Raw genomic sequence first — 22,049 nt, 5'->3', positions numbered from 1 at the left:
CTCATCGCAAGGCATTCGCAGTCGTCGCTCGGCACAAGGAGGTCTTCACCCCCACACCTCAGCAACATTTACGCTACCAGGGAAGCGTCTCTGATCTCCTGAGTTTGTCTGAGTGTGTTTCAGACATTCCGGTCTAGGCGTGGCCGTGTGCCGGGGTCCGAAGTCTCCGCTGAGGGCGGTGACGGCGGTGGCGCGGACGTGGTGGAAGCCCGTCGGATGGTGCTGGGGGTTCAGGAGTTCGTGTGCAGGACCTGAAGCCGCCGCCGGATGGTGGTGGTTCTTGGGTTCCTGCCCCGCCGGACGCTGGCCACCCGAGGGTGGGGCGGGGGCCGTGCGCCGGTCGGGCACACGGTGGGAAAGCTTAGATGCTGATGCTGGTGGTCGCTTCGGGGTCGGCCTGTTCTTCGGACCGCGTCCAGCGTCAGGCTGCTTGGCCGGACGCGGGGTCGTGCGTCGCACGGTGGCGACGTTGCCGTCGACGATCGTGGTGGTGGTGTGTCGGCCGGTTTTGCGGTCGGTGCGGACATGGGCCTGGGCGAGCAGTCCGCGGGCGGTGATGCGCATGGCTGCGGCGTGATCGCGGTCAGCGGACAGGCCGCATCGGGAGCAGGCAGCCCATTTCCAGCCCCGTTCGTCTGGCCGGTCCGGGGCTGGGGTGTGGGCGAGTACGCTGCTGCCTGCACCGCAGCGTGGGCAGTATCTGCTGGTCCCGCGGGCGGGCACGGTCACCACCGCGATGCCGGTTTTGGCGGCGAGGTGGCTGATCGCTTCGAAGACCACGCCGCGGACCTGGCCGGACAGTCGAGCGTTGCCTTTGCGAGTGCCGCGGGCTTGCAAGGTGGCCAGGTCTTCGACGTAGATCACGGTGGCGTGCAGGGCGGTGGCGTGGTCGACGGCCCACCGTGCGGCGGACCAGGCCAAAGTTTTGTTGAGGTGGCGGATGCGGGCGCAGACCCGCTCGTGCTCGACCCGGGCCCGTTGGGCCATCGCGTGCAGCCGCAGGGTGCGGGGGTCGGTGGCGGGCAGCCCGGCTGCCAGGACGCTGTGGTGGTCGCGTCGGGCGGCCAGGTGTTCGCGGTGTCCGCGTAGGCGATGGAGTTTGGCGGAGATGGCGGTGGCGTCGTAGCGCAGCATCCGCCCGTCGGTCACCACCCTAACGCCGTCGGCCAGGCGGCCGACCACGCCGGTGAGCAGCGTGTTGACGCCCCAGTCCAGACCAAGCGCGAGGCGGTGTCCGGAAGGGTCGGCGGGCGTGACGGTAACCCGGTGGGGTAGGTCGACCCGCATCCGGTGCCCTGATATCCGCAGCGTCGGCGCGCAGATCGTGGCATCGGTGGCAACAGTCGGTGGCAGGGCGACCTGCAGGACGTGCCAGGCCCACTCGGCCCTACTACGGGGCTGGGCGGTCAGCGGCAGTTGCACCCGCAGCACCGCCCGGCCGTCGTCGCAGCGGGTGATGGTGGTCAGCTGCCGGTCCGCGGCGGCCAGCAGCACCTGCGCGGCGACCGCCGGGGCCGCCTCCATATCGGGCAGGTCAAACGGTAGTTCGCCGTGGAGGGCGTGCCGGTATGCGCGGACCTGCCGGGTGCGGTTGGCGATCTGGGCTGCCGGTGTACCGGGTGGGAGCAGGGCGCGTAGGGCACGCCAGTCAGCGTCGTCGCGCCTGGCACCCTGCGGCCATGTCTTGACGATCGCGGTCAGGTCTGGCGGCGCTGCACGGCCAGACGCAACGTCCTGGCGGCTTCCTCCTGCGCGCACCGGCGCACCCGGTCGTAAACGTAGACGCCTTCGGGTGGGGTCGCGGCCCAGCCCAGCCGGCGCAGCGTCATCCAGCCCTTGGCCGGCAGCCCACGCCCGTCGGCCCCCACACCCGCCGCGAGGGCGTCCAGATCCGGGCTGTTCCAGCGCTCGGCCACGATCCGCCCCGCCATGCCCGAGACCAGCCCGCACAGCCAACCCACCCGCTGGGCCAGCAGGCGTTCACCGACACGAAGGCCGCTGGACTCCACGACCGCTGACATCGCGGCACAGGACGCAGTCGCGGTCAGCTCAGCCACCGCCACCGCCACCGCCACCGCTGACTGCAGCGCACGACAACTGCGCCACCACGCTCCTCACCGACACGACCAGAACACGACGCCGACAAGGCTAAACAACACCACCGACAACAAGCAGTCGGACGAGCCGACGCCCACACTGCTTGTACGCAAGACTGAGGATCGCTTAGCCAAACTGGACAACTGTTCAGACCCTTTCGCCTAACGCCGACAACTGCTCGCAGGCCCGGAGGCTGCTGGTTAGCCAGGTGTCGTGGCTCAACGGCTCCGCGTCGTCTACGGGGGATCATCCAGACTAGGTAGCGGACGTTGGCATATCTCGCTGGCCTCCTCGCCCGGCATGCCCAGCATGCGCAGCACGGTCTGTGCGACGTGGTCGGTTGATGTGGCGTGGTCGCGTTCGGGTTGGTCGTGCAGCAGGCGACCGAGGCACAGAACGGCGCCGGCGACCACGACCATGGCCAGGTCGGTGTCAGGCACGACGAAGCGGCCGGCAAGCACCGCGCGGTCGATGTCGCGGCTGGCGCGCCGCGCGAGGCCATTGTCCACCGCGGCCATGGCCAGCCCGAACGTGAACAGGACCTGGCTGAGCGCGGGTTCTCGGCGATGGATCCGCCCGGTCAGCCGGAAGCTCTGCGCGAAGGCGTGGGCTGGGTCGTCCAGGCAGGCGCTCCACTCGTCGAACCGGTTCCCGTGGCGCTCCAAGGCATCGTCCACCGCAGCTCGGAACAGCTGTTCTCTGCTGTCGAAGTGGTTGTAGAAGGAGCCCATACCCACATCGGCAGCCTGGGTGATCTCGAGGATGGGCGCGTTCAAACGGCCCGCCGCGACAACGGACTGCGCGGCCTTTATGAGCGCCGCCCTAGTGCGAGCTTTGCGCCTTTCTTGTCGACTCGGGCTGTCTGTCCTGTTCTGCGCCATACCCGGTCACCTCACAGTCGTAAGTCATCAATCTTAGCGGCACAGGTCAGCGATGATGAAAACCTCAAAACATTTGACTGACAGTCTGCTCGTTGGTGATGATTTCATCAAGACTTTCGAGGAGGGTGTCGACGATGCACGACCCGCATACCGGTCTGCACAGCGAGCACGGCTCGCAGCCCGACGAGCACCCCGGCCGGGCACGCCAGCCGATCATCAAGGTGGACGACCTGGCCTGGCTCGAGTTCCACAAGCCGGACCTGCAACGGGCTGAGATGTTCGCCCACGCGTTCGGCTTCACGACGTCCCTGCGCACGCCGCAGGAGCTGCATCTGCGCGGCATGGACCCGGGTGCCCCCTGCGTTCTGATCCGCCGCGGCACCCGCTCGCGTTTCATCGGCCCGGCCTTCAGGGCCGCCGACGCCCGCGACCTGCTGCGCCTTGCCGACGCCACCGGCACGACCGTCACACCGCTGCTGGAAAGCCTCGGCGGGGTGAGCGTGGACCTGACCGACCCGAACGGGATCCGAGTACGCGTCGTCGCCGACACGCACGAACTGCCGGCGCTGCCCGCTCAGCGGCCGCTGCCGTGGAACGTCGGGCACGACCCGGTGCGGCTCAACGCCGCCCAGCGGCCGCCGCGCGAGCCGGCCAAGGTGCAGCGGCTCGGCCACGTCGTGCTGCAGTCGACCAGATATGTGCAGACGCTCAACTGGTACCTGCAGCACCTTGGTCTGATCGTCAGCGACTTCCTCTACTACCAGGACCAGCGCGAGCGCGGCCCGGTGATGAGCTTCATCCGCTGTGACCGCGGCCGCACGCCCACCGACCACCACACCCTCGCGCTGGCCCTCGGCCCGGCCAACCGTTACGTGCACTCGGCCTACCAGGTCGCCGACCTCGACGCGCTGGCCGCCGGCGGCGAGTACCTACGCGAGCACGGCTACCGGCGCTCGTGGGGCGTAGGCAGGCACATCCAGGGGAGCCAGATCTTCGACTACTGGCGCGACCCTGACGGCTTCCTGGTGGAGCACTTCAGTGACGGCGATCTTTTCGACAACACCCTCGAGGCGGGCTGGGCTCCTATGACCGCCTCCGGTCTGGCCCAGTGGGGTCCGCCTGCCACCAGTGACTTCCTCGGGATCAAACCCGGCCGGCAAGCACTTCGTGAACTGCGCGCGGTCGCCGCCGCGCTGCGCGAGGACAACGAGTTCGACCTGCACCGCCTTCGCGGCCTGATGAAAGTAGCAACGACATGAGTATCTCCGTCCTGCGTACCGCCGATGCCTGGTGGGTGCTCTCACCTACCGGCGCGGCGAAGATCGCCACCGAGGCGACCACCACCGGCCAGCTGCTCGCCGACGGGCTGGCCATCGCGGCCGCCACGGCGAACAGCGAAACCGTCCCGGTCGACACGTTGGCCCTGATCTCTCCGGTGACAGGGCCGTGCCGTGTCGTCGCGCAGATGACGAACTACGCCTCGCACGTGACCGACACCGGCGGCGATCCCAGCACCGTCCCGATGACGTTCTTCCGCAAGTCGTCCGGGTCGATCAGCGGCCCGCACGACGACGTGATCCGGCCCAGCCACGTACGCCTGCTGGACTACGAGGTGGAGATCGGCCTGGTCATCGGACGCGAGATGCCGGTCGGCACGACGGTCACCGACGACAACCTCGCCGACTACGTCGCCGGGCTGGTCGTCACCAACGACGTCTCCGCGCGCGACGTCCAACTGCCCCAGACGCAGTTCTACGAGGCCAAGTCCTACCCGACGTTCACCCCGGTCGGCCCGGCACTGGTGCTGCTCGACGCCGAGGAACTCAAGCGGTTCACGGACCTGCGGCTGACGTTGCGGGTCAATGGCGCGCTGCGGCAGGACATGACGGCCGCTGACATGATCTACTCGCCGGTCCGGGCGCTGCAGAGCCTGTCCCGGTTCCAGCGGTTGGACGCCGGTGACCTGCTGCTCACCGGTACACCGGTCGGCACCGCGCTGAGCGCGCCGCCGAGGCCCGTCCAGGTCATCGCTTCGCTGTTGCCGCCGGCCACGAGATGGAAGCTGTTCTTCGGCGGCCAGGCCCGCAACCCGAAGTACCTCAAGGACGGTGACGTCGTCGAGGCCACGATCGCCACCGACGACTGCGCGATCGATCTGGGCACCCAGCGCACGGTCGTCAGGGACGCCCGGTGAACGAACAGCTGCTGTGGCCCCGCTACGCCACACCCACCGACCTCGCCGCGATCGAAGCCGTGCCCCTGCAAGCACGGGGCCTGCCCGAGTCGACCTACGCCCTGCTCGCGCGCGCGGCCGAACACTGGCCCGACCGCATCGCCGTCAGCGTCCTACCCGCCGCCGCGCGGTGGCGCGAGCCGATGCAGCGCACCTTCGCCCAGATGCTGGCCGACGTCCACCGCTACGCCAACCTCCTGCACCAGCTCGGCGTACGGCGTGGTGACGCGGTGGCGCTGATGTCACCCAATTGCGCGGAGCTGATCACTGCGACGCTCGCCGCTCAGCTGGCCGGGATCGCAGCGCCCCTGGGCGCCGGCCTGTCGGGGCAGCATCTGGCTGAGCTGCTGCGCCGAAGCGGCGCTCGGGTGCTGGTCACGGCCGGACCCGACCTCGCTCCCGGCACGTGGGACACCGTCCGGTCTCTCGCCGGCGAAGGTCTGCTCGACACCGTGCTCGTGCTGGGCCCCACCGCCGCGACAGGCGGGCTGCAGGCGCTGCCCGCCGTCGGCGGCGTGCACATCGGATACCTCGCTGAGCTGGCCACCGCCATGGACCCGTCGGCTTTCGGCGGTGACCTGCCCCGTGCCGGTGATCTGGCTGCGATCTTCCACACCGGCGGCACCACCGGCGCACCGAAGCTGGCCGCGCACACCCACGCCAACGAGGTCGCCGACGCCTGGATGCTGGCCGCCGCAACCATGTTCAACCAGCAGACCGTGGTCCTGGCCGCCCTTCCGCTGTTCCACGTCAACGCACTCGTGGTCACGCTGCTGGCACCGCTGTTCAAGGGCCAGCATGTGGTGTGGGCCGGCCCGCTCGGCTACCGCGACCCCGACCTGTTCCCGGCGTTCTGGAGAATCGTCGAGCACTACCGGATCGCCGCCATGAGCGCAGTGCCGACCGTGTACGCGGCGTTGACTCGATACCCGGTCGACGCCGACATCAGTAGCCTGCGCCATCCCATGGTGGGCGCGTCGCCGCTTCCAGCTGCGGTCCGCGAGGGCTTCCAGGCACATACCGGCGCCACTCTGGTCGAGGGCTACGGACTGACCGAGGCCACCTGTGCCAGCGCGCGTACCTTCGCAGACGTGCCCCGGCCCGGCTCGGTCGGGCAGCGCCTGCCATACCAGCGCGTCGAAGCGATCGCCATGGCGACCGACGGGACCTGGCGGATCCTGCCCGCCGGCGCCACCGGTGTGCTGGCGGTCAGCGGCCCGGCCGTCTTTCCCGGATACGTCACCCGCCGCGGCGGCGCTGGCCACGTCCTGGACGGACTGGGCAAGCTCGCCGACGGCTGGCTGGACACCGGCGACCTGGGGCGGGTCGACGCCGACGGCTTCGTTTACCTCACCGGCCGTGCCAAAGACCTCATCATCCGCGGCGGGCACAACATCGACCCGGCGATCGTCGAAGACGCGCTCCATGCCCATCCCGACGTCGTGGCGGCCTGCGCCGTCGGGCGTCCCGACAGGCACGCCGGAGAGGTCCCCGTCGCCTACGTCACCCTCGTCCCCGGTGCCACGGTGACGCCGGAGCAGTTGCGCGACTGGGCCCGCGACCGCGTGCCGGATCCCACCGCCGCGCCCAAGACCGTCACCATCCTCGACGAGCTGCCCGCCACGGCGGTCGGCAAGCTCTACCGGCTCGCCCTGCGCATGGACGCGACCCGCGCGGAACTGCACACCGCGCTGCACGACGTACCCGCCGTGCACGGGATCGACATCGCCGTCGAGGGCAGCACCCCGGTAGCGGTCATCACCGTCCAGGCGACGGCCCACCAGGCGGCCGTCAAAGCAGTCCTGGACCAGTACACCATCGCCTGGCGCACGGAGGTAAAACCATGACACTGCCCACCATCATCCTCGCGGTGCTGCTCGCCGTGGCCTTTGCCGCCCTGGGCGCCGCGAAGGTCAAGGCCGTGCCGGCGATGCGGGAGCTTGCCACCGAGGCAGGCTTCTCCACCGCCGCCTACCGCCGCATCGGAGCGCTCGAACTCGCCGCAGCCATCGGCCTGCTCCTCGGCCTGCTCCAACCGCTGATCGGCGCGCTGGCCGCGGCCGGCCTGCTGCTCCTGCTCACCGGAGCCGTCGTCGTACACGTCCGCAAAGGCGACGGCCTGCGCAAGGCCGCCCCGGCCCTGGTCTGCGCGCTTCTTGCCGCCGGCTACCTGATCCTGCTGCTGAGCGGGGCATGACCATGGTGCCTGTGGTGATAGTCGGCGCCGGTCCGACAGGGCTGACCGTCGCGACGCTGCTCGCCCAGTACGGCGTGCAGTGCCTGCTGCTCGAGCGGTGGCAGTCCGCCTATCCTCAGCCCCGCGCCGTCGCCGTCGACGATGAGGTCCAACGGATCATTGCCCGCCTCGGGCTGCGCGAGAAGTTCACGGCCGTTTCCCGACCGCACCAGGGCCTGCGCCTGCTCGACACCGACCTGCGCGTGCTGGCCGAAATCCGGCGCGATCGCGACGGCGGCAGGCACGGCTTCCCCGAGGGAAGCATGTTCGACCAGCCCGAGCTGGAGCAGCTGTTCCGCGACAACCTGACGCGGTACCCCGCTGCCACCCTTCGCGGCAACGCCGACGTGACCGCGCTCACGCAGGACGCCGATGGCGTGCGCGTCGACTTCACGGACCTGACTACCGGCGAACAACACTGCGTCCGCGCCGGCTACGTCCTCGGCTGCGACGGCGCCAACAGCCCGACGCGCACAGCGATCGGGGCCACGATGAACGACCTCGACTTCACCCAGCGCTGGCTCGTCGTCGACGTGGACACCAACGCCGACCTCGGCCACTGGGAAGGCGTCCAGCAGGTCTGCGACCCGAGCCGGGCCGCCACCTACATGCGCATAGGGACGACCCGCCACCGCTGGGAGTTCCAGTTGACGCCCGGCCAGACAGCCGACGACTTCCGGGACATGACCCGGCTGCACCCACTCATCGCCAGATGGACCGGCGACGTCCCGGTCGACCGGCTGCGCATCGTCCGCATGGCCGAATACACCTTCCGCGCCCAGGTCGCCGACAGGTGGCGCGACCGCCGCGTGTTCCTACTCGGCGACGCCGCCCACCTCACCCCGCCGTTCATCGGCCAGGGCATGGCAGCAGGGCTGCGCGACGCGATGAACCTCGCCTGGAAACTAGCCGCCGTACTCGACGGGACCCTGCCCGAAGCCGTGCTCCACACCTACCAGACCGAGCGCGCCGCACACGCCCGCTCGATGATCAAGCTGGCCAGACTCATCGGAGTCGTGATGACCGACAGCGGTCCTCTGGGCGCGCTCCTGCGCAGCGCTGTCGTGCCCTGGCTGCACGTGTTGCCCGTGATCAAGAAGATGACGGCCGGGAGTCAGACACCGGCGCTGCGCCGGTCCGCTCTGGTGGTGCGTGCGCGACTGCGCCGCGCGTTGGCCGGCCATCTGTGTCCGAACGCGCTCCTCGACGATGGCCGGCGCTTCGACGACGTGGCCGCAGGCCGCTTCGCACTCGTCACGTCAGCCGAGCCGTCCCCCGCCGAACAAGCCGATATAGCGGGCGTCGAAGTGGTCGTCGTGCACGCCGCACCCGGCAGCGAGCTCCACCGCTGGCTCAGGCAAGGCAGGGCGCACACCGCGCTCATCCGACCCGACGGCACGGTACTGAGCGCAGGACACAGTCCGTCGGCGCTCGTCGGTCAGCTGCGGGCGTTCGCCCCCCAACTCCCGCCCACCACGGCTGAAAACGAGAACCACCCGGACGTCGAGCATGACCCCGATGCGGTCGCCGACCGCTCATCCCTCGAAAACATCCATACTTCAGCAACACCGCAAACGCGCGGCGAATTCACTTAAACCGCTTCAATGGAATAACAGTGGACTTCCATTATGATCGGGATGTTCAGTAGATCGAAGCTGCAGGTGACACCGAGGGAGAAGGTGTGGGAGCACCCGAGTTGAATGTCGGTAAGGCGGCGGACGCCGTGCTGGCGGAGTACGCAGCACTGCGAGCCGAACTTCTCCAAAAACTCGGAGCGCAAAGCACGATAATGAACCTCAACATGACCGCAATAGCCGGAATCGGCGGTATCGTCATCACCCAGCGAGCGGACATCAGGCTACTGTTGATGCTGCCCGTCATCTCCGGCGCATTAGGACTGATCGCATATGGCGAGGCCCGGGACGTGACTGTAATCGCGCGCTACATCCGCGATCGACAGGCCTCGCTGCTGGCGCAATATGTCGGCGACCAGAGGCTGTTTCAGTTTGAAGCGTATTTCCAAGACAACAAGGGCAGGCTACGGCCGATCCTGCTCAGCGTGGTTGTCGGCCTGGTATTCCCCGGCATCTCGCTGGCGTCGCTGTACCTTGTCTGGCCTTATTTGAGGTCGCCTCTGGATTGGTCCGCGTGGGGTTTGGGCGCGGTTCTACTCGCGTTGAACGCCGTCGTCTGGGTTGCGCTGTGGAACCGGCGGCGGTGATCCCGGGCAAGTGCAGGCGAAGTACCAGGCGTCTTCCTGCACCGGGGCGGCCAGACCGCGCCCGCGTGAATCACAGGATCACGGGGGCTTGCTGATGGGATCCAGCGACGACGCTGCGACCGCGCGCAGACCCACCCCGCTGGATCCGTATCCGCGGCCGCGCCCCGCGGGTGCCGACGGTGCGGCGAAGCCATACCCGCCGGAGCTGGGCACCGACGCGATCGCGGTATTGGAAGGGCGCACCTTCGTGCTGTCGGATGCGCTCGGCGACGTGCCCACCGGCTCGGTGGGCGGTCTGGTGCACGACGACACGCGGTTTCTGAACCGGTGGGAGCTGTCCCTCGACGGGACGCGGCTGTCGCTGCTGAAGTCGCGAGCCGTCGACTACTACTCGGCGGCGTTCTATCTCGCCAATACCGAGTTGCCGGGCCTGCGGGCGAACACGGTCGCGGTACGCCGATTCCGGTTCGTCGGCAACGGCATGCTCGAACAGGTCGCCGCCGTCAACTCCGGCCTCGATGCGGCCAGAATTGAGCTGCGGCTGTCCTGCGGGACCGATTTCGCGGACCTGTTCGAGATGAAGGGGACCGTGCGCGACCGCAGCCAGCAGATCACGTGCCGGCCTGGCGACGGGTCCCGGTCGCTCAGGTTCGGGTACGCCGTCGACGGCTTCAACGTGGCCTGCACCGTACGCGTCGTGCGCGACACCATACTCGATGCAGCCTCGCTGAAGCCGGTCGGCGAGACGGCCGTGCGGGTGGACGGCGACAGCCTCGTCTGGGACCTGGACCTGGCACCGGGACAGCTGTTCGCCGCGCTCGTGCGCGTCGACCTCGAACGCGATGGTGTCACGCTGGAGCCGATGCACGAAAACTTCGGTGAGCAGCAGCAGATCTCCGAAGGTCCGCTGAAGCGCTGGCTCGAGCATGCGCCGGACATCGAATGCGACAACGCAGACCTCAATGCGGTGCTCGACAGGTCGATCGTCGACCTGGCAGCGCTACGGATCGAAGGCACCATCGCAGGCGAGCCCTACGTGCTGCCCGCCGCCGGCCTGCCGTGGTTCATGACCCTGTTCGGCCGCGACACGCTGATCACCTGCCTGCAGACGCTGTGGGCCGGCCCCGATCTGGCACGCGGTGCCCTGCACCTGCTCGGCGAACTGCAGGGCACCCGGATGGACGAGTTCCGCGACGAGGAACCCGGCAAGATCCTGCATGAGATCCGCCACGGGGAGCTGACCGTGCTCGGCGAGAAACCCCACAGCCCATACTTCGGCACCGCCGACGCCACCCCCCTATGGCTCATCCTGATGTCGGAGTACTGGCGCTTCACCGGCGACGACGCCTTCGTACGCGAGCGGTGGCCGCGGGTGCTGGCCGCGCTGGAGTGGATCGACCGCTACGGCGACCGCGACGGCGACGGATACGTCGAATACGCCACACGATCGTCGCAGGGCCTTGGCAACCAGTGCTGGAAAGACTCATGGGACGGGGTGCAGTTCCACGACGGGCGCATCCCGTACCTGCCGATCGCCACCGCCGAGATCCAGGGCTACGTCTACGACGCGAAGACGCGCGCCGCCGAGCTCGCGTCCCAGGTGATCGGCGACGACGACTTCGCAGGCCGGCTCACACGCCAGGCCGAACAGCTGTACACGCGATTCAACCGCGACTTCTGGTCACCGGATCGCGGCGGTTTCTACGTCATCGGTCTCGACGGGGACAAGCAGCCCATCGACTCGCTGACCTCCAATCTCGGCCACCTGCTGTGGTCGGGCATCGTGCCCCCCGAACGCGCGTCCGTGATCGCGAGCCACCTGATGTCGGACAGCATGTTCAGCGGTTGGGGTGTGCGGACGCTGTCGACCAGCGACCGCGGCTTCAACCCGATCGGATACCACACCGGCACGATCTGGCCGCACGACAACTCGATCATCGCCCTGGGATTGGCCCGTTACGGGTTCCGCGACGAAGCCAACCGCATTGCGCTCGCACAGCTCGAGGCCGCCACGCACTCCGCCTTCCGTCTGCCGGAGGCCTTCGCCGGCTTCCCCCGCGTCCATGCTGGCTTCCCGGTCCCCTACCCGACGGCTTGCAGCCCGCAGGCCTGGGCGACAGGCGCCCCGTTCGCGTTCGCCAAAGTCATGCTCGGCTTGGACGCACACGACCGGCAGATCCGCCTCGACCCCTGGGTGCCCGACGAAATCGGCCGGATCCAGATCAGCAACCTGCCCGCCTTCGGTGTCCACTGGGACGTCGAGGCCCACGGCGCGACCGGGTACGCACGACTCGCCCGTTGAACGCTGGCTGGCTCCGTAGACGGCGATTCGACAGTCGCTGACAACCATCTCATCTGCCCGGCGACCGACCACTCAACGAGCTGCTATTTCCGAGCCGGGTAGTGATTGATCATGCTGTCAGCAAGACGGCGTCGTCAGCGGCCTGCGGTTGTAGGCAGGTAAAGGGGTCGGACAGCGCTGTACTACCCGGGCTGTCCGGCGAGCGCCGCACTTGCCGGCCCACTCGCCCCGACATACAACCTGTTTCACGTTCAGAGTCGGTGGGCAGTTGACTCAGCCACGGCCACTAGCACTTCCACCTGCGTTGGGGCCCGCCTGATGTGTCTTGAGCGTGGCGCGACCGTCCGATTTGGTCTGCGGTCAGGTCGCAGTGTGCACCCAGACGAGGATCGCTCACGCGCCGCGCAATCCGTGCGGAACGGCGGCCCGAGCCCGCGTACAGACCGGCAGATGACACGCAAACCATACGCGCGTCCGCGCCCTTTACCCGTGTCTTCAAGAGCAAGAAAGGCGACTTCCGGATCTTCGGAAACCGCCTTTTACCTGCTGTTTTATTCTGTCGGGCTGGCCGGATTCGAACCGACGACCCCTTGACCCCCAGGTATATAAAGGGTCAGCGGTGCACTAGGCAACGTTTGCCGAGGTCGCCAGAAGTATAAAGTACCCCAGTCAAGGGGTCTGTGATTGCACCATTCCAGCACCACGTTGACCCAGTTCACGGCACATCCGCATTCAGGATAGCTGATCACCGCATGACAAAATGGACAATTTGAAATAACGGTGGGCGCCGAATTGGCGGGTTGCAAACCCTGAAGCGCCTGCGTCAACGAAACGCACCATGACCGAATTTGAAGCGCTGTACTACGGCGCATTCGCACCAGCGTTCACGCCCTCCGGCCACTACGGTGACGGCCCAGTCAAACTGACTGAACCCTCGCTCATGCCAGGGCAGGCCGCCGCCGGTGCGTGCAGCCCAAAGGGTCTGGTGTGGATGCCTCCGGCTCGGAACGACGCGGCATGCAGAGGCCAACAACTCCAGCAGGTCCTCGATTGGCAACTCGGCCCCCCGCCCCGGCACGACGACGAGGTCGGTGGCGATGCTGACGGCATGGCCGAGAGCTGCCAGTTGGCTCGCTGTCCGCGCCGCGTTGCGGTCTAGCTGCAGGCTGGCGCTTGCGGCAGCAGGATGCAGGATGCAGGATGCAGGGTACCCGCGACGTCGCGCCGGGGCCGTAAATGACGAAGTATTGCCTGCTCATGTGCACGCTGTTTCCGTCGTGGCGAGATGCTCAAACGTGGCGACGACCAGCCGGGCTGCTGCGGCCAGGGTTGCGGGGTCGACGCGGTCGGGGGTTTCGGCCGGGGTCTGGTAGCTGGGCATCCCCATGCCGATGCCGACGGCTGCGTGACCGGCTGCCGCGTAGCGGGCGGTTGTCTGAGGGCATGGCCTTCCCGCGCAGCGCGATGACGGTGGCTCGGCCCGCCTGGTCGAGGGCGGCCAGGAGTCTGTCGGCGTCGCCTCCGGCTTCCAGGGCGACGGCTTGGCGCAGGGCCGCGGCGCCGTCGAGGTTGATGACCAGCGTGCCGGGTGCCCGTCGGGTGGCGTGGCGCGCCGAGCCGTGGGCCTTTGCTTCGTCAGCGTCCAGCCGCCGCCACCACGGTCACGAGTCGCACCTCACCCTTGAACGTTCAAGCGTTGATGCTAAGCTGACACTTGAACGTTCAAGTGAAGTCTGTGGCGCGGGTCGGTACCGGCTCAACGCACGACCCGCCGGCCATGCAATCCGTCGGCCGGCCTCACACTGGCCAGCCGGCCCAGCAAGGAGAGAACCGCATGAGTGACCTCAAGATTGCCGTCATTCTCGGCAGCACCCGGCCCGGCCGCAACGGCAAGGCCGTCGCGGACTGGGTGATGGGCCAGTCCGGCGCCCGCACCGGCGCCGAGTACGAGCTGGTCGACCTCGCCGACTTCCCGCTGCCCCACCTGGACGAGGCCATGCCACCGGCCATGGGCCAGTACCGGGGTGAGCACACCAAGGCGTGGGCGTCCAAGATCGCCGAGTTCGACGGGTACGTCTTCGTGACCCCCGAGTACAACCACTCCACCTCCGGGGTGCTCAAGAACGCGATCGACTACCTGTACGGCGAGTGGAACAACAAGGCCGCCGCCTTCGTCTCGTACGGTTCCCTCGGCGGAGCTCGGGCCATCGAGCACCTGCGGACCGTGGCCAGCGAACTGCAGCTGGCCCACGTACGTCAGCAGCTGTCCTTCTCGCTGTTCACGGACTTCGAGCACTTCTCCGTCTTCAAGCCGGCTCCGCAGCACGACGCCGCGGCGACCATCCTGTTCGACCAGCTGGAGTCCTGGACCCGCGCCCTCAAGACCGTCCGGGTTTGACGCCCTCGCCTGCCGGAAGGCAGGCGACGGGAAACCCGTCCGCCTTCAGGCGGACGGCGCCGTCCGGGTCGACACCACCGCGGCCCGTCCGCCCACCGACTCGGCGGCGCGGGTACACCGCGACGCCGGGTCCGGCCGCACCGGCGGCAAGATCATCCTCGTTCCATGAAGGAGTCCCTGATGACTGACACTTCCGTCTCCCCGCCGGCCTCGCGGCTGCGCGTCGGCGCTCTCACGGTCGGCGGTGCCGTCCTGGCCGCTGCGCTGCTCTGGACGGCCGCCCAGATTCTGGATATCGGCCTGGTCGTCGACCCCGGCAACGGCCAGGCGCCCTCTGCGGTCAGCCTGCCGCTCACCGTCACGTTCACGCTCGTCGTCAGCCTGCTCGGCTGGGGTGCCCGGGCGCTGCTGGACCGGTTCACCCGCAAGGCATCGGTCATGTGGACCGTGCTTGCCGTATTGGTGCTGTTGGTGTCCTTCATGCCCCTGTTCGTCTTCTCGGCAACCGGGGCAACCAAGACGATCCTGGCGCTGATGCACGTCGCGGTCGCCGCCGTGCTGATCTCCACCTTCAGCCGACGCAAGCCTTGACCATCGGTCAGCGCAACCGCGATGCCGGTCGCCGCTGAGCCACCACGCACTTCGGATCGCCACCGTGCGGGCTGGTACGGCGACAGCCGGAGCAGGCGGTGTCCCGGAACGGACATGGGTCAGGTTCCGGGACCCGCACTCTTCGCCGACTCCCGATCGAGGACGGTCGGCCCGGCGGATGCCTTTCCGCCCGGCGGCCCCTCAGCGAGCCAGCCGGTCCGCATCATCGACCTGGCGCCCTGACCATGCAATCGGGGCCTGATCTCCCCAGCGTCCTGCGACACGAGCGGGTGCGGTGATCCCTTCGATGCACGTCCTCAGGCACCTTCAGCCAGCCAATTCCTCACGAAGTAACGAAGTGGATACCCCCATGTCTCGCACAGCCCTCAAAGCTGCCAGCGACGCGCACGCCGAGCGTTGGAAAGCGCTCGTCTTCATCGCCCTCGCCCAGCTGATCGTCGTCCTCGACGCCACAATCGTGAACATCGCCCTGCCCTCCGCCCAGCAGGAGCTGGGTATCTCCGACGGCGACCGGCAGTGGGTCGTCACCGCCTACGCGCTGGCCTTCGGCGGCCTGGTCCTGTTCGGCGGCCGGGTGGCCGACCTGTGGGGCCGCAAGCGCGCCTTCGTCATAGGCCTGATCGGGTTCGCCGCCGCCTCCGCGCTCGGCGGCGCGGCGACCACCGGCACCATGATGTTCGGCGCCCGCGCCCTCCAAGGCGCCTTCGGCGCCCTGCTCGCCCCCGCCGCGCTCTCACTGCTCGCCGTGATGTTCACCGACGCCAAGGAACGCGCCAAGGCGTTCGGCATCTACGGCGCGATCGCCGGCGGCGGCAGCGCCGTCGGCTTCATCCTCGGCGGTGCGCTCACCGAGTACCTGGACTGGCGCTGGACGTTCTACGTCAACATCCCGTTCGCCATCGCCGCGGCGGCCGGCGCCTACTTCGTCATCCGCGAGCCCGCCAGCAGCCGCAACCGCTCCCCGCTCGACATCCCCGGCGTGGTCCTGTCCACCCTGGCCCTGACCTGCCTGGTCTACGGCTTCAACTACGCCGAGTCCCACGGCTGGGGCGACAGCACGACCCTCTCCCTGTTGGGCGGTGGGGTGGTCCTGCTGCTCGCCTTCGTCATCACCGAGGCCCGGGTCAAGGCACCACTGCTGCCCCTGCGAGTGGTCACCGACCGCAACCGCGGCGGCGTCTACCTCTCCCTCGCCCTCGCGGTCATCGCCATCTTCGGCACCTTCTTGTTCCTGACCTACTACCTGCAGGTCGTAAAAGGCTACTCGCCGATCATGAGCGGGTTCTGCTTCCTGCCGATGGTGGCGGGCATGATGATCGGCTCGACGCAGATCGGGCCGCGTCTGATGACCCGCGTTCCGGCCCGGTTTCTGATGGGTGCCGGCTACCTGGTGGCCGCGTCCGGCATGTTCCTGCTCGCGCAGATGGAGATCCGCTCGTCCTACGCCTCGACCGTCCTGCCGGCTCTGGCGCTGCTCGGTCTCGGCATGGGCATGACCTTCATGCCTGCCATGTCGCTGGCCACTGCGGGCGTCGAGCCCCGCGATGCTGGCGTCGCGTCCGCGATGGTCAACACCTCGCAGCAGGTGGGCGGCGCGATCGGCACAGCCCTGCTGAACACCATCGCCACGTCCGTGACGACCTCGTACGTCCGGGACCACATCGCCGACGCCGCGACGAACCCGCAGCAGCAGCTGGTCCAGCTGCAGGGCGTGGTGCACGGCTACAGCACCGCCATCTGGTTCGCCATCGGCATGCTCGTGATCGCCACGCTGGTCGTCCTGTCCCTGGTCGACGTCGGCCGTACGGACCACGAACACGCCGAGGACGAGGCGGCGGTGCCGCTGCTCGCCCACTGATGCACCAGGTCCCCTGACGAAGCCTGTCGTGGGGGTGAGGCGGGACGCCGCGCCACGACTCCTGAGTCTCCCGCCCCCGCAGCGGGGCAATGCGGAAGGAACAAACATTGACAGAGCAGTTGCGATTGATGGCGGTCCACGCACACCCGGACGACGAGTCCAGTAAGGGCGCCGCCAGCATGGCGAAGTACGTCGCCCAGGGCGTGGACGTGCTGGTGGCCACCTGCACCGGGGGCGAGCGAGGTTCCATTCTCAACCCGAAGCTCCAAGGCGACCCGAAGATCGCGGCCAACATCCACGAGGTGCGGCGCAGGGAGATGGACGCCGCCCGCGAGATCCTGGGCGTCCAGCAGGCCTGGCTGGGGTTCGTCGACTCCGGCATGCCGGAGGGCGACCCGCTGCCCGCCGGTTGCTTCGCGCTGGTGCCGCTGGAGAAGGCGGCCGAGCCGCTGGTCCGGCTGATCCGGCAGTTCCGTCCGCACGTGATCACCACGTACGACGAGAACGGCGGCTACCCGCACCCCGACCACATCATGACCCACAAGATCACGATGGCGGCCTTCGAGGCGGCCGGCGACCCCGACGCCTACCCGGAGTCCGGCCAGCCCTGGCAGCCGCTGAAGGTGTACTACAACCACGGCATGTCGATGGCCCGGATCCGCGTGCTCCACGCCTACCTCGTGGAACACGGGCAAGAGTCCCCCTTCGGCGAGTGGATCGCCGTCTGGGACGAGGACGGCCTCACCGAGCGCGAGTTCACCACCCGGGTGCAGTGCGCCGACTGGTTCGACGTGCGCGACCGGGCGCTGCTCGCCCACTCCACGCAGATCGACCCGGACGGCCCGTGGTTCCGGGTGCCGCTCGACGTCCAGCGCGAGGTCTGGCCGACCGAGGAGTACGAGCTGGCCCACTCGCTGGTCGACACTCGGCTGCCCGAGGACGACCTGTTCGCCGGCATCACCGCCGACATCACCGTCTGACCCGACCTTGCCGAAACCCCGACCGCTCAGGTGGGAGGCGGTGTCTCAAAGGGACGAAGCTTCGTTCCAGATCGTATCGTTGCCCGTGACCAGGGGTGCTGCGGCGTCAGTGTCCCTACGAGGCGACCGCGACTACGGATTCCGCCCCGGGGGTCGCGACACGGCCGCGATCGCACGCCGGACGCCGGATGCCCGGCCTCGCTCCCATCGAGGCCCCTCATGGCCCGGCGTTGCGCTGTGGCACCTGAAGGGCGGTGTCCGTGCGAGGAAAGGTCTACTGCTCCCGGCGGTCGATCCTCTCGCTGATCTTCTCGGCAGCGGTGCGCAGAGTGTCCAGCTCGGCGGGGTCGAGAACCTCGAAGACCAGGTCCCGTACCCGAGCCACGTGCCCCGGGGCGGCCTCGGCGAGATGGGCCTGACCGGCTTCGGTCAGGATCGCATGGGTGTAGCGGCCATTGGTGGGGTCTGGTTCGCGGCGGACGAAACCCCGGCGCTCCAGCCTGCTGATCATGTGGGAGAGACGGGACAGCTCAGCGTTGGCGAGCACGGCCAGGCCGCTCATGCGCATGCGCCGTCCTGGCTGGTCGGACAGTCCGGCGAGGACGTAGTACTCGACGTAGCTAAGGCCCGCGTCCTGCTGCAGTTGCGCTTCCAGGGCAATGGGCAGCTTGTGCATCATCAGGGCGAATTGCTGCCATGTCTCCAGCTCCGCCGCGGTCAGCCAGCGCGGCTGATCGTTCGGGCGTGGAGGCTGTTCAGGCATGCCCGGAGTCTAACTGACGTGAACGTTCACGTGTCACATTTGGATCTTCCGCAGCGAACCGCCCACCCCCGACCTGCGAGTATCAGTACGCAGCGCCAATGGCCTGGCCCTCGTCCATCCAGGTGCGGTGGATACTCCGTCGGCGTGCGCTGACCGGTGGCTGCGAGGGTCGGCGATCACTGACCCTCGAGGACACCCCCGCTCGGCGGGTTGGCGGCCAAGAGCGCCTTACTTGCCATCGAGCCTCCGGCACGTGTCGGCGGCATCAAGGCGCAGTCGGCGTGCTCCTGCCGCGGGCCCAGTACCAAGGTGAGGTCGAGGACTGGGGATAACGCAGTTAGGGCATCAGATTCGCGTTCATGGTCGGTTCGATGACGAGCACTTTCGAGAACGCACAGCGGATGCGAGCCTGTTCGGCCAGGTGCTGGAAGACTCGCTGTGACATCCCGGGGGCCTTCGCCTCGACTGTGAGGTGCACGGCGACGATGGCCGGGCCTCGGTCACCAACGCCCGTGGTCACGTCCGCTGCCGTGCTCACCGAGGCGATCTGGGAGCCCTCCTTGCCGGAGATGTTGGACAGGGCCTGGTTGTAGCAGGCAGCGTAGGCCGCTGCCAACAGCTCTTCCGGGCATGCCCCCTCGGCCCCCTCGAACCGACTCGCATACGTGTATGGCACGGCGTCGAGGGTGCCGCTCGTGGTGGAGATTGTTCCGGCACCGTCCTGGAGCGTCCCGCTCCAGTCCGACCGGCCGCGCACGGTGGGCATCGTTCACTCCTTCGCCTGGCGGGGCGCTGCGGCGTACTGGTCGCCAACGTGCCGGAGTCCTCGCCACGGTTGGGCCCGTTCAGGGGACCCACTCGGCAAACCGGCACAGTGCCCGCTGGTCGGGGCGGTGTTCGGATAGGGGTCGATCATGGTGTGGTGGACAGCCATGTAAGGAAGTCCAGGAGTTCCCGGTTGACCTCCTCGGGGCGTTCCTGCTGGGTCCAATGGCCGCAGCCGGGCAGGATCCGGGCACGCCACAACCGTGGCGCAGCCTGCTCGACAGCGTTCAACGTGGCCTCGACGCCACGTAGGCCGACAACCATGTCGCGGCCTCCGGCGATGTAGAGAGCCGGCACCTCGATCCGGCGGCCGCGGAACGCCGCGAGCAGTTCCCAGTTCCGTTCGATGTTGCGGTACCAGTTCAGGCCGCCCGTGAAGGCCCGGTCGCCGTGAATGGCGTAGTCGCCGACGAAGGCTTCGATGTCGTCGTCGGTGAGCCAGCCCGGCAGTCGCGTCGGCTCAGGCATCACGTCCAGGAGCGTGCCACCGTCGGGGACGATCCACGGGCGGGGCGGATCGCTGGACGGGCTGTCGCCTGAGGCGCCGACCAGCAACCGGCGGAATGTGGTCGCCGGGTCTCGGGCCAGCATGGCGTCGGCGACCCCGGGTTGCTGAAAGACGACCTGGTAGTAGCCGTCGCCGAACTTCTTGCGGGTCGCCGACGGCGGGGTCATCCCTGCGGGTAGCACAGGCGGGACGCTCAGTCCCGCCACCGCCCGTACGACGTCGGGGCGAAGCATCGCCGTCACCCAGGCGACCGGTGCGCCCCAGTCGTGGCCGACGAGCACCGCTGTCTGCTCCCCGAGCGCGTCGATGAGCCCGATGACGTCGCCGGCGAGGTGGAGCAGGCTGTAGGCCTCGACGGCTTCGGGCTGCTCGCTGCGGGCGTATCCACGCTGGTCAGGAGCGACGGCGCGGTAGCCGGCCGCAGCCAGTGGGCCGAACTGGTGCCGCCACGAGTACCAGCTCTCCGGGAATCCGTGCAGCAGCACAACCAGCGGGCCGGTGCCCTGTTCGGCGACGTGCAGCCTGACGCCGTTGACCGTGACGTACCTGTGCTGGACGTCGCCCGCCATACGATCCCCTACGAAATCCGCCACCAGATCGCGAAGCACGGCTAGGTAGGCCGGGCTGGCATGCAGCACGTCCCACATTGGTCGATATGCGCCGCCGACGCCAAGTCCATGCCAGAACCTCGCACTTCAGGCAACGACTTGACCTGCTCCGAGGACGCGATCCGGGGGCGCGGTACCTGCCCCTCCAACCCGCTGCGGCGCCGGCCTGCCGTAAGGAGGCCACCAGCCGCTGATTGGTTCTCGCCCCGCGGTGGCGCATCAGGCAGCCTGACCATCGGATGCCGTACATGAGGAGTGGTTATGCAGGTTGCCGTGGTCACCTTCGACGGGTTCAACGAGCTCGACAGCTTCATCGCTTCCGCGCTGATCAACCGGTGCCGTAAGGACGGCTTGGCGGCCTTCATCACGACGCCGACGCCGGTGGTCACGTCGATGAACGGCGTCGAGGTGAGCGGGCAGCGCCCGATGGAATTCGCGACCGAGGCCGATGTCGTGCTGATCGGCAGCGGGGTCAAGACACGCGACGTGGTCGCCGACGACCGGCTGCTGTCCATGCTGGCGCTCGACCCTTCGCGGCAACTGATCGGTTCGCAGTGCTCCGGAGCGCTCGTGCTGGCGCGCCTCGGGCTGCTGGGTGCCATGCCGGCCTGCACGGACATGGTGAGCCGGCCCTTTGTCGAGGCGTGCGGCGTCACCGTGCTGGACGCGCCGTTCCACGCTGAGGGAAACATCGCTACAGCGGGTGGCTGCCTGGCGTCGCAGTATCTGGCCACCTGGGTGATCACCCGAACGCTCGGACCGGACGCCGCGCGCGACGTCATCGGCTACGTGGCACCGGTCGGCGAACGCGAGGAGACCGTCGAGCGGGCTATGCGTGCCGTCAACACGGGCGAGATCGCGATGCGCTGACACTCCGCAGCATACGAACGCGGCGCAGCATCGACCTCAGGCGCCGACCGCGTTTGGCTTCGTTGTTGCCGCCCGTTTGCGCCGGATCGCCGGGTGGCGTCAGGTCGCTGGTTGCGGCCTACCGAGTGCGGCTCGCCCCACGGGCAGCCGCCGTTCGGAGGCGGCCGAGGTTGAAGCTGCGGCCGAGGGCGTCGCCCAGTCCTCCGGGATGCTGTCACGCAGGGCGGCGACCTGGTCCAGGCCGGTCAGTTCGAGGATCTGGTGAGTTATGCCCGGCGCTCCGCACAGCGATATCGCTGCCCCGGGCAGCCGCGCCGCCAGTGCGTAGAGGTAATGAACCAGAGCCGCGCCACCGAAGGTGACATCGGTCAAGTCCACATACAGGGTCTCGCAGGACACCACGGCCAATTGCCGCTGCGCCAGGCTTATGTCCCCGGAATCGAGCAGGTCAACGTCACCAGCTATGCACATACACGCCACCCGCCCCTGACATGCGCGGGTGACAGTGATGACCATCGGATGCTGTTCCACGCCATCCCCACCTCTGGCTTTTCCGACGAGCTGCCGAGGTCTGGGGCAGTTAAGATCAAACAGTCAACATGAAGGATTCTACCCTTAGTTCCGCAGCCGCAACACTGCCCGACTACACACAGGATG

The 22,049-nt window shown here is 68.2% G+C and carries 19 protein-coding genes; 12 read left to right on the top strand and 7 right to left on the bottom strand.

Features of this window, described 5'->3' with window-relative positions:
* Window positions 1-45 precede the first annotated feature (45 nt).
* From F9C41_RS08885 to F9C41_RS08875, 3 genes are all read right to left on the bottom strand, one after another.
* Window positions 46-1,524 carry a zinc ribbon domain-containing protein gene (locus F9C41_RS08885; RefSeq protein WP_155386139.1) on the bottom strand — a complete coding sequence of 493 codons (1,479 nt, stop codon included), beginning with the start codon at window positions 1,522-1,524 and terminating at the stop codon, window positions 46-48.
* Window positions 1,525-1,697: 173 nt separating this feature from the next.
* Window positions 1,698-2,021, bottom strand: coding sequence for a hypothetical protein (locus F9C41_RS08880; RefSeq protein WP_155386138.1), 324 nt, complete (start codon window positions 2,019-2,021; stop codon window positions 1,698-1,700).
* Between the two features lie 312 nt (window positions 2,022-2,333).
* Window positions 2,334-2,978, bottom strand: a complete 645-nt coding sequence (locus F9C41_RS08875) for a TetR/AcrR family transcriptional regulator (RefSeq protein ID WP_155386137.1) — start codon at window positions 2,976-2,978, stop codon at window positions 2,334-2,336.
* A 134-nt stretch (window positions 2,979-3,112) separates the two neighbouring features.
* On the opposite strand from F9C41_RS08875, the gene F9C41_RS08870 reads away from it, so the two are divergent.
* The 11 genes from F9C41_RS08870 to mca all read left to right on the top strand — a co-directional run bounded on the left by F9C41_RS08870 (window position 3,113) and on the right by mca (window position 17,818).
* On the top strand, window positions 3,113-4,237 hold the full coding sequence (locus tag F9C41_RS08870) for a VOC family protein (protein ID WP_230689440.1): 1,125 nt from the start codon (window positions 3,113-3,115) through the stop codon (window positions 4,235-4,237).
* Window positions 4,234-5,172: a fumarylacetoacetate hydrolase family protein gene (locus F9C41_RS08865; protein ID WP_155386135.1), complete on the top strand. Its 939-nt coding sequence runs from the start codon at window positions 4,234-4,236 to the stop codon at window positions 5,170-5,172. Before F9C41_RS08870 ends, F9C41_RS08865 begins: the two co-directional genes overlap by 4 nt.
* On the top strand, window positions 5,169-7,058 hold the full coding sequence (locus tag F9C41_RS08860; RefSeq protein ID WP_155386134.1) for an acyl-CoA synthetase: 1,890 nt from the start codon (window positions 5,169-5,171) through the stop codon (window positions 7,056-7,058). The genes F9C41_RS08865 and F9C41_RS08860 overlap by 4 nt, the downstream gene beginning before the upstream one ends.
* The gene (locus F9C41_RS08855) at window positions 7,055-7,408 is read left to right on the top strand and encodes a DoxX family protein (RefSeq protein ID WP_155386133.1); all 354 of its coding nucleotides are present in this window, start codon (window positions 7,055-7,057) and stop codon (window positions 7,406-7,408) included. The genes F9C41_RS08860 and F9C41_RS08855 overlap by 4 nt, the downstream gene beginning before the upstream one ends.
* Window positions 7,405-9,042, top strand: a complete 1,638-nt coding sequence (gene mhpA / locus F9C41_RS08850) for a bifunctional 3-(3-hydroxy-phenyl)propionate/3-hydroxycinnamic acid hydroxylase MhpA (protein WP_155386132.1) — start codon at window positions 7,405-7,407, stop codon at window positions 9,040-9,042. The genes F9C41_RS08855 and mhpA overlap by 4 nt, the downstream gene beginning before the upstream one ends.
* Window positions 9,043-9,128: 86 nt before the next feature.
* On the top strand, window positions 9,129-9,668 hold the full coding sequence (locus F9C41_RS08845; protein ID WP_155386131.1) for a hypothetical protein: 540 nt from the start codon (window positions 9,129-9,131) through the stop codon (window positions 9,666-9,668).
* A gap of 94 nt (window positions 9,669-9,762) precedes the next feature.
* Window positions 9,763-11,970: an amylo-alpha-1,6-glucosidase gene (locus F9C41_RS08840; RefSeq protein WP_155386130.1), complete on the top strand. Its 2,208-nt coding sequence runs from the start codon at window positions 9,763-9,765 to the stop codon at window positions 11,968-11,970.
* Between the two features lie 1,834 nt (window positions 11,971-13,804).
* Window positions 13,805-14,368: an NADPH-dependent FMN reductase gene (locus F9C41_RS08835; protein WP_155386129.1), complete on the top strand. Its 564-nt coding sequence runs from the start codon at window positions 13,805-13,807 to the stop codon at window positions 14,366-14,368.
* Between the two features lie 165 nt (window positions 14,369-14,533).
* Window positions 14,534-14,959, top strand: a complete 426-nt coding sequence (locus F9C41_RS08830) for a DUF6069 family protein (RefSeq protein ID WP_155386128.1) — start codon at window positions 14,534-14,536, stop codon at window positions 14,957-14,959.
* Between the two features lie 370 nt (window positions 14,960-15,329).
* On the top strand, window positions 15,330-16,838 hold the full coding sequence (locus tag F9C41_RS08825; RefSeq protein ID WP_155386127.1) for an MFS transporter: 1,509 nt from the start codon (window positions 15,330-15,332) through the stop codon (window positions 16,836-16,838).
* 107 nt (window positions 16,839-16,945) lie between these two features.
* Entirely contained in the window at window positions 16,946-17,818 is an 873-nt protein-coding gene (gene mca / locus F9C41_RS08820) for a mycothiol conjugate amidase Mca (RefSeq protein WP_155386126.1), read from the top strand.
* 274 nt (window positions 17,819-18,092) lie between these two features.
* On the opposite strand, the gene F9C41_RS08815 is transcribed toward mca, so the two are convergent.
* The 3 genes from F9C41_RS08815 to F9C41_RS08805 all read right to left on the bottom strand — a co-directional run bounded on the left by F9C41_RS08815 (window position 18,093) and on the right by F9C41_RS08805 (window position 20,483).
* Entirely contained in the window at window positions 18,093-18,581 is a 489-nt protein-coding gene (locus tag F9C41_RS08815; protein WP_155386125.1) for a MarR family winged helix-turn-helix transcriptional regulator, read from the bottom strand.
* Window positions 18,582-18,918: 337 nt separating this feature from the next.
* Window positions 18,919-19,347, bottom strand: a complete 429-nt coding sequence (locus F9C41_RS08810; protein ID WP_155386124.1) for an OsmC family peroxiredoxin — start codon at window positions 19,345-19,347, stop codon at window positions 18,919-18,921.
* Between the two features lie 146 nt (window positions 19,348-19,493).
* Window positions 19,494-20,483, bottom strand: a complete 990-nt coding sequence (locus tag F9C41_RS08805) for an alpha/beta fold hydrolase (protein WP_155386123.1) — start codon at window positions 20,481-20,483, stop codon at window positions 19,494-19,496.
* Window positions 20,484-20,783: 300 nt separating this feature from the next.
* Here F9C41_RS08805 and F9C41_RS08800 point away from each other — a divergent pair, with 300 nt between their 5' ends.
* Window positions 20,784-21,392, top strand: coding sequence for a DJ-1/PfpI family protein (locus F9C41_RS08800; RefSeq protein WP_155386122.1), 609 nt, complete (start codon window positions 20,784-20,786; stop codon window positions 21,390-21,392).
* Window positions 21,393-21,491: 99 nt separating this feature from the next.
* On the opposite strand, the gene F9C41_RS08795 is transcribed toward F9C41_RS08800, so the two are convergent.
* Window positions 21,492-21,863 (bottom strand): STAS domain-containing protein, encoded by a 372-nt coding sequence (locus F9C41_RS08795; RefSeq protein WP_155386121.1) that lies wholly within the window; start codon window positions 21,861-21,863, stop codon window positions 21,492-21,494.
* Window positions 21,864-22,049 lie beyond the last annotated feature (186 nt).

The organism is Catellatospora paridis (genome assembly GCF_009720365.1).
Classification (GTDB): domain Bacteria; phylum Actinomycetota; class Actinomycetes; order Mycobacteriales; family Micromonosporaceae; genus Catellatospora; species Catellatospora paridis.
Note: the sequence above shows the minus strand (reverse complement) of the source record. Positions and strands in the feature narration are given on the sequence as shown.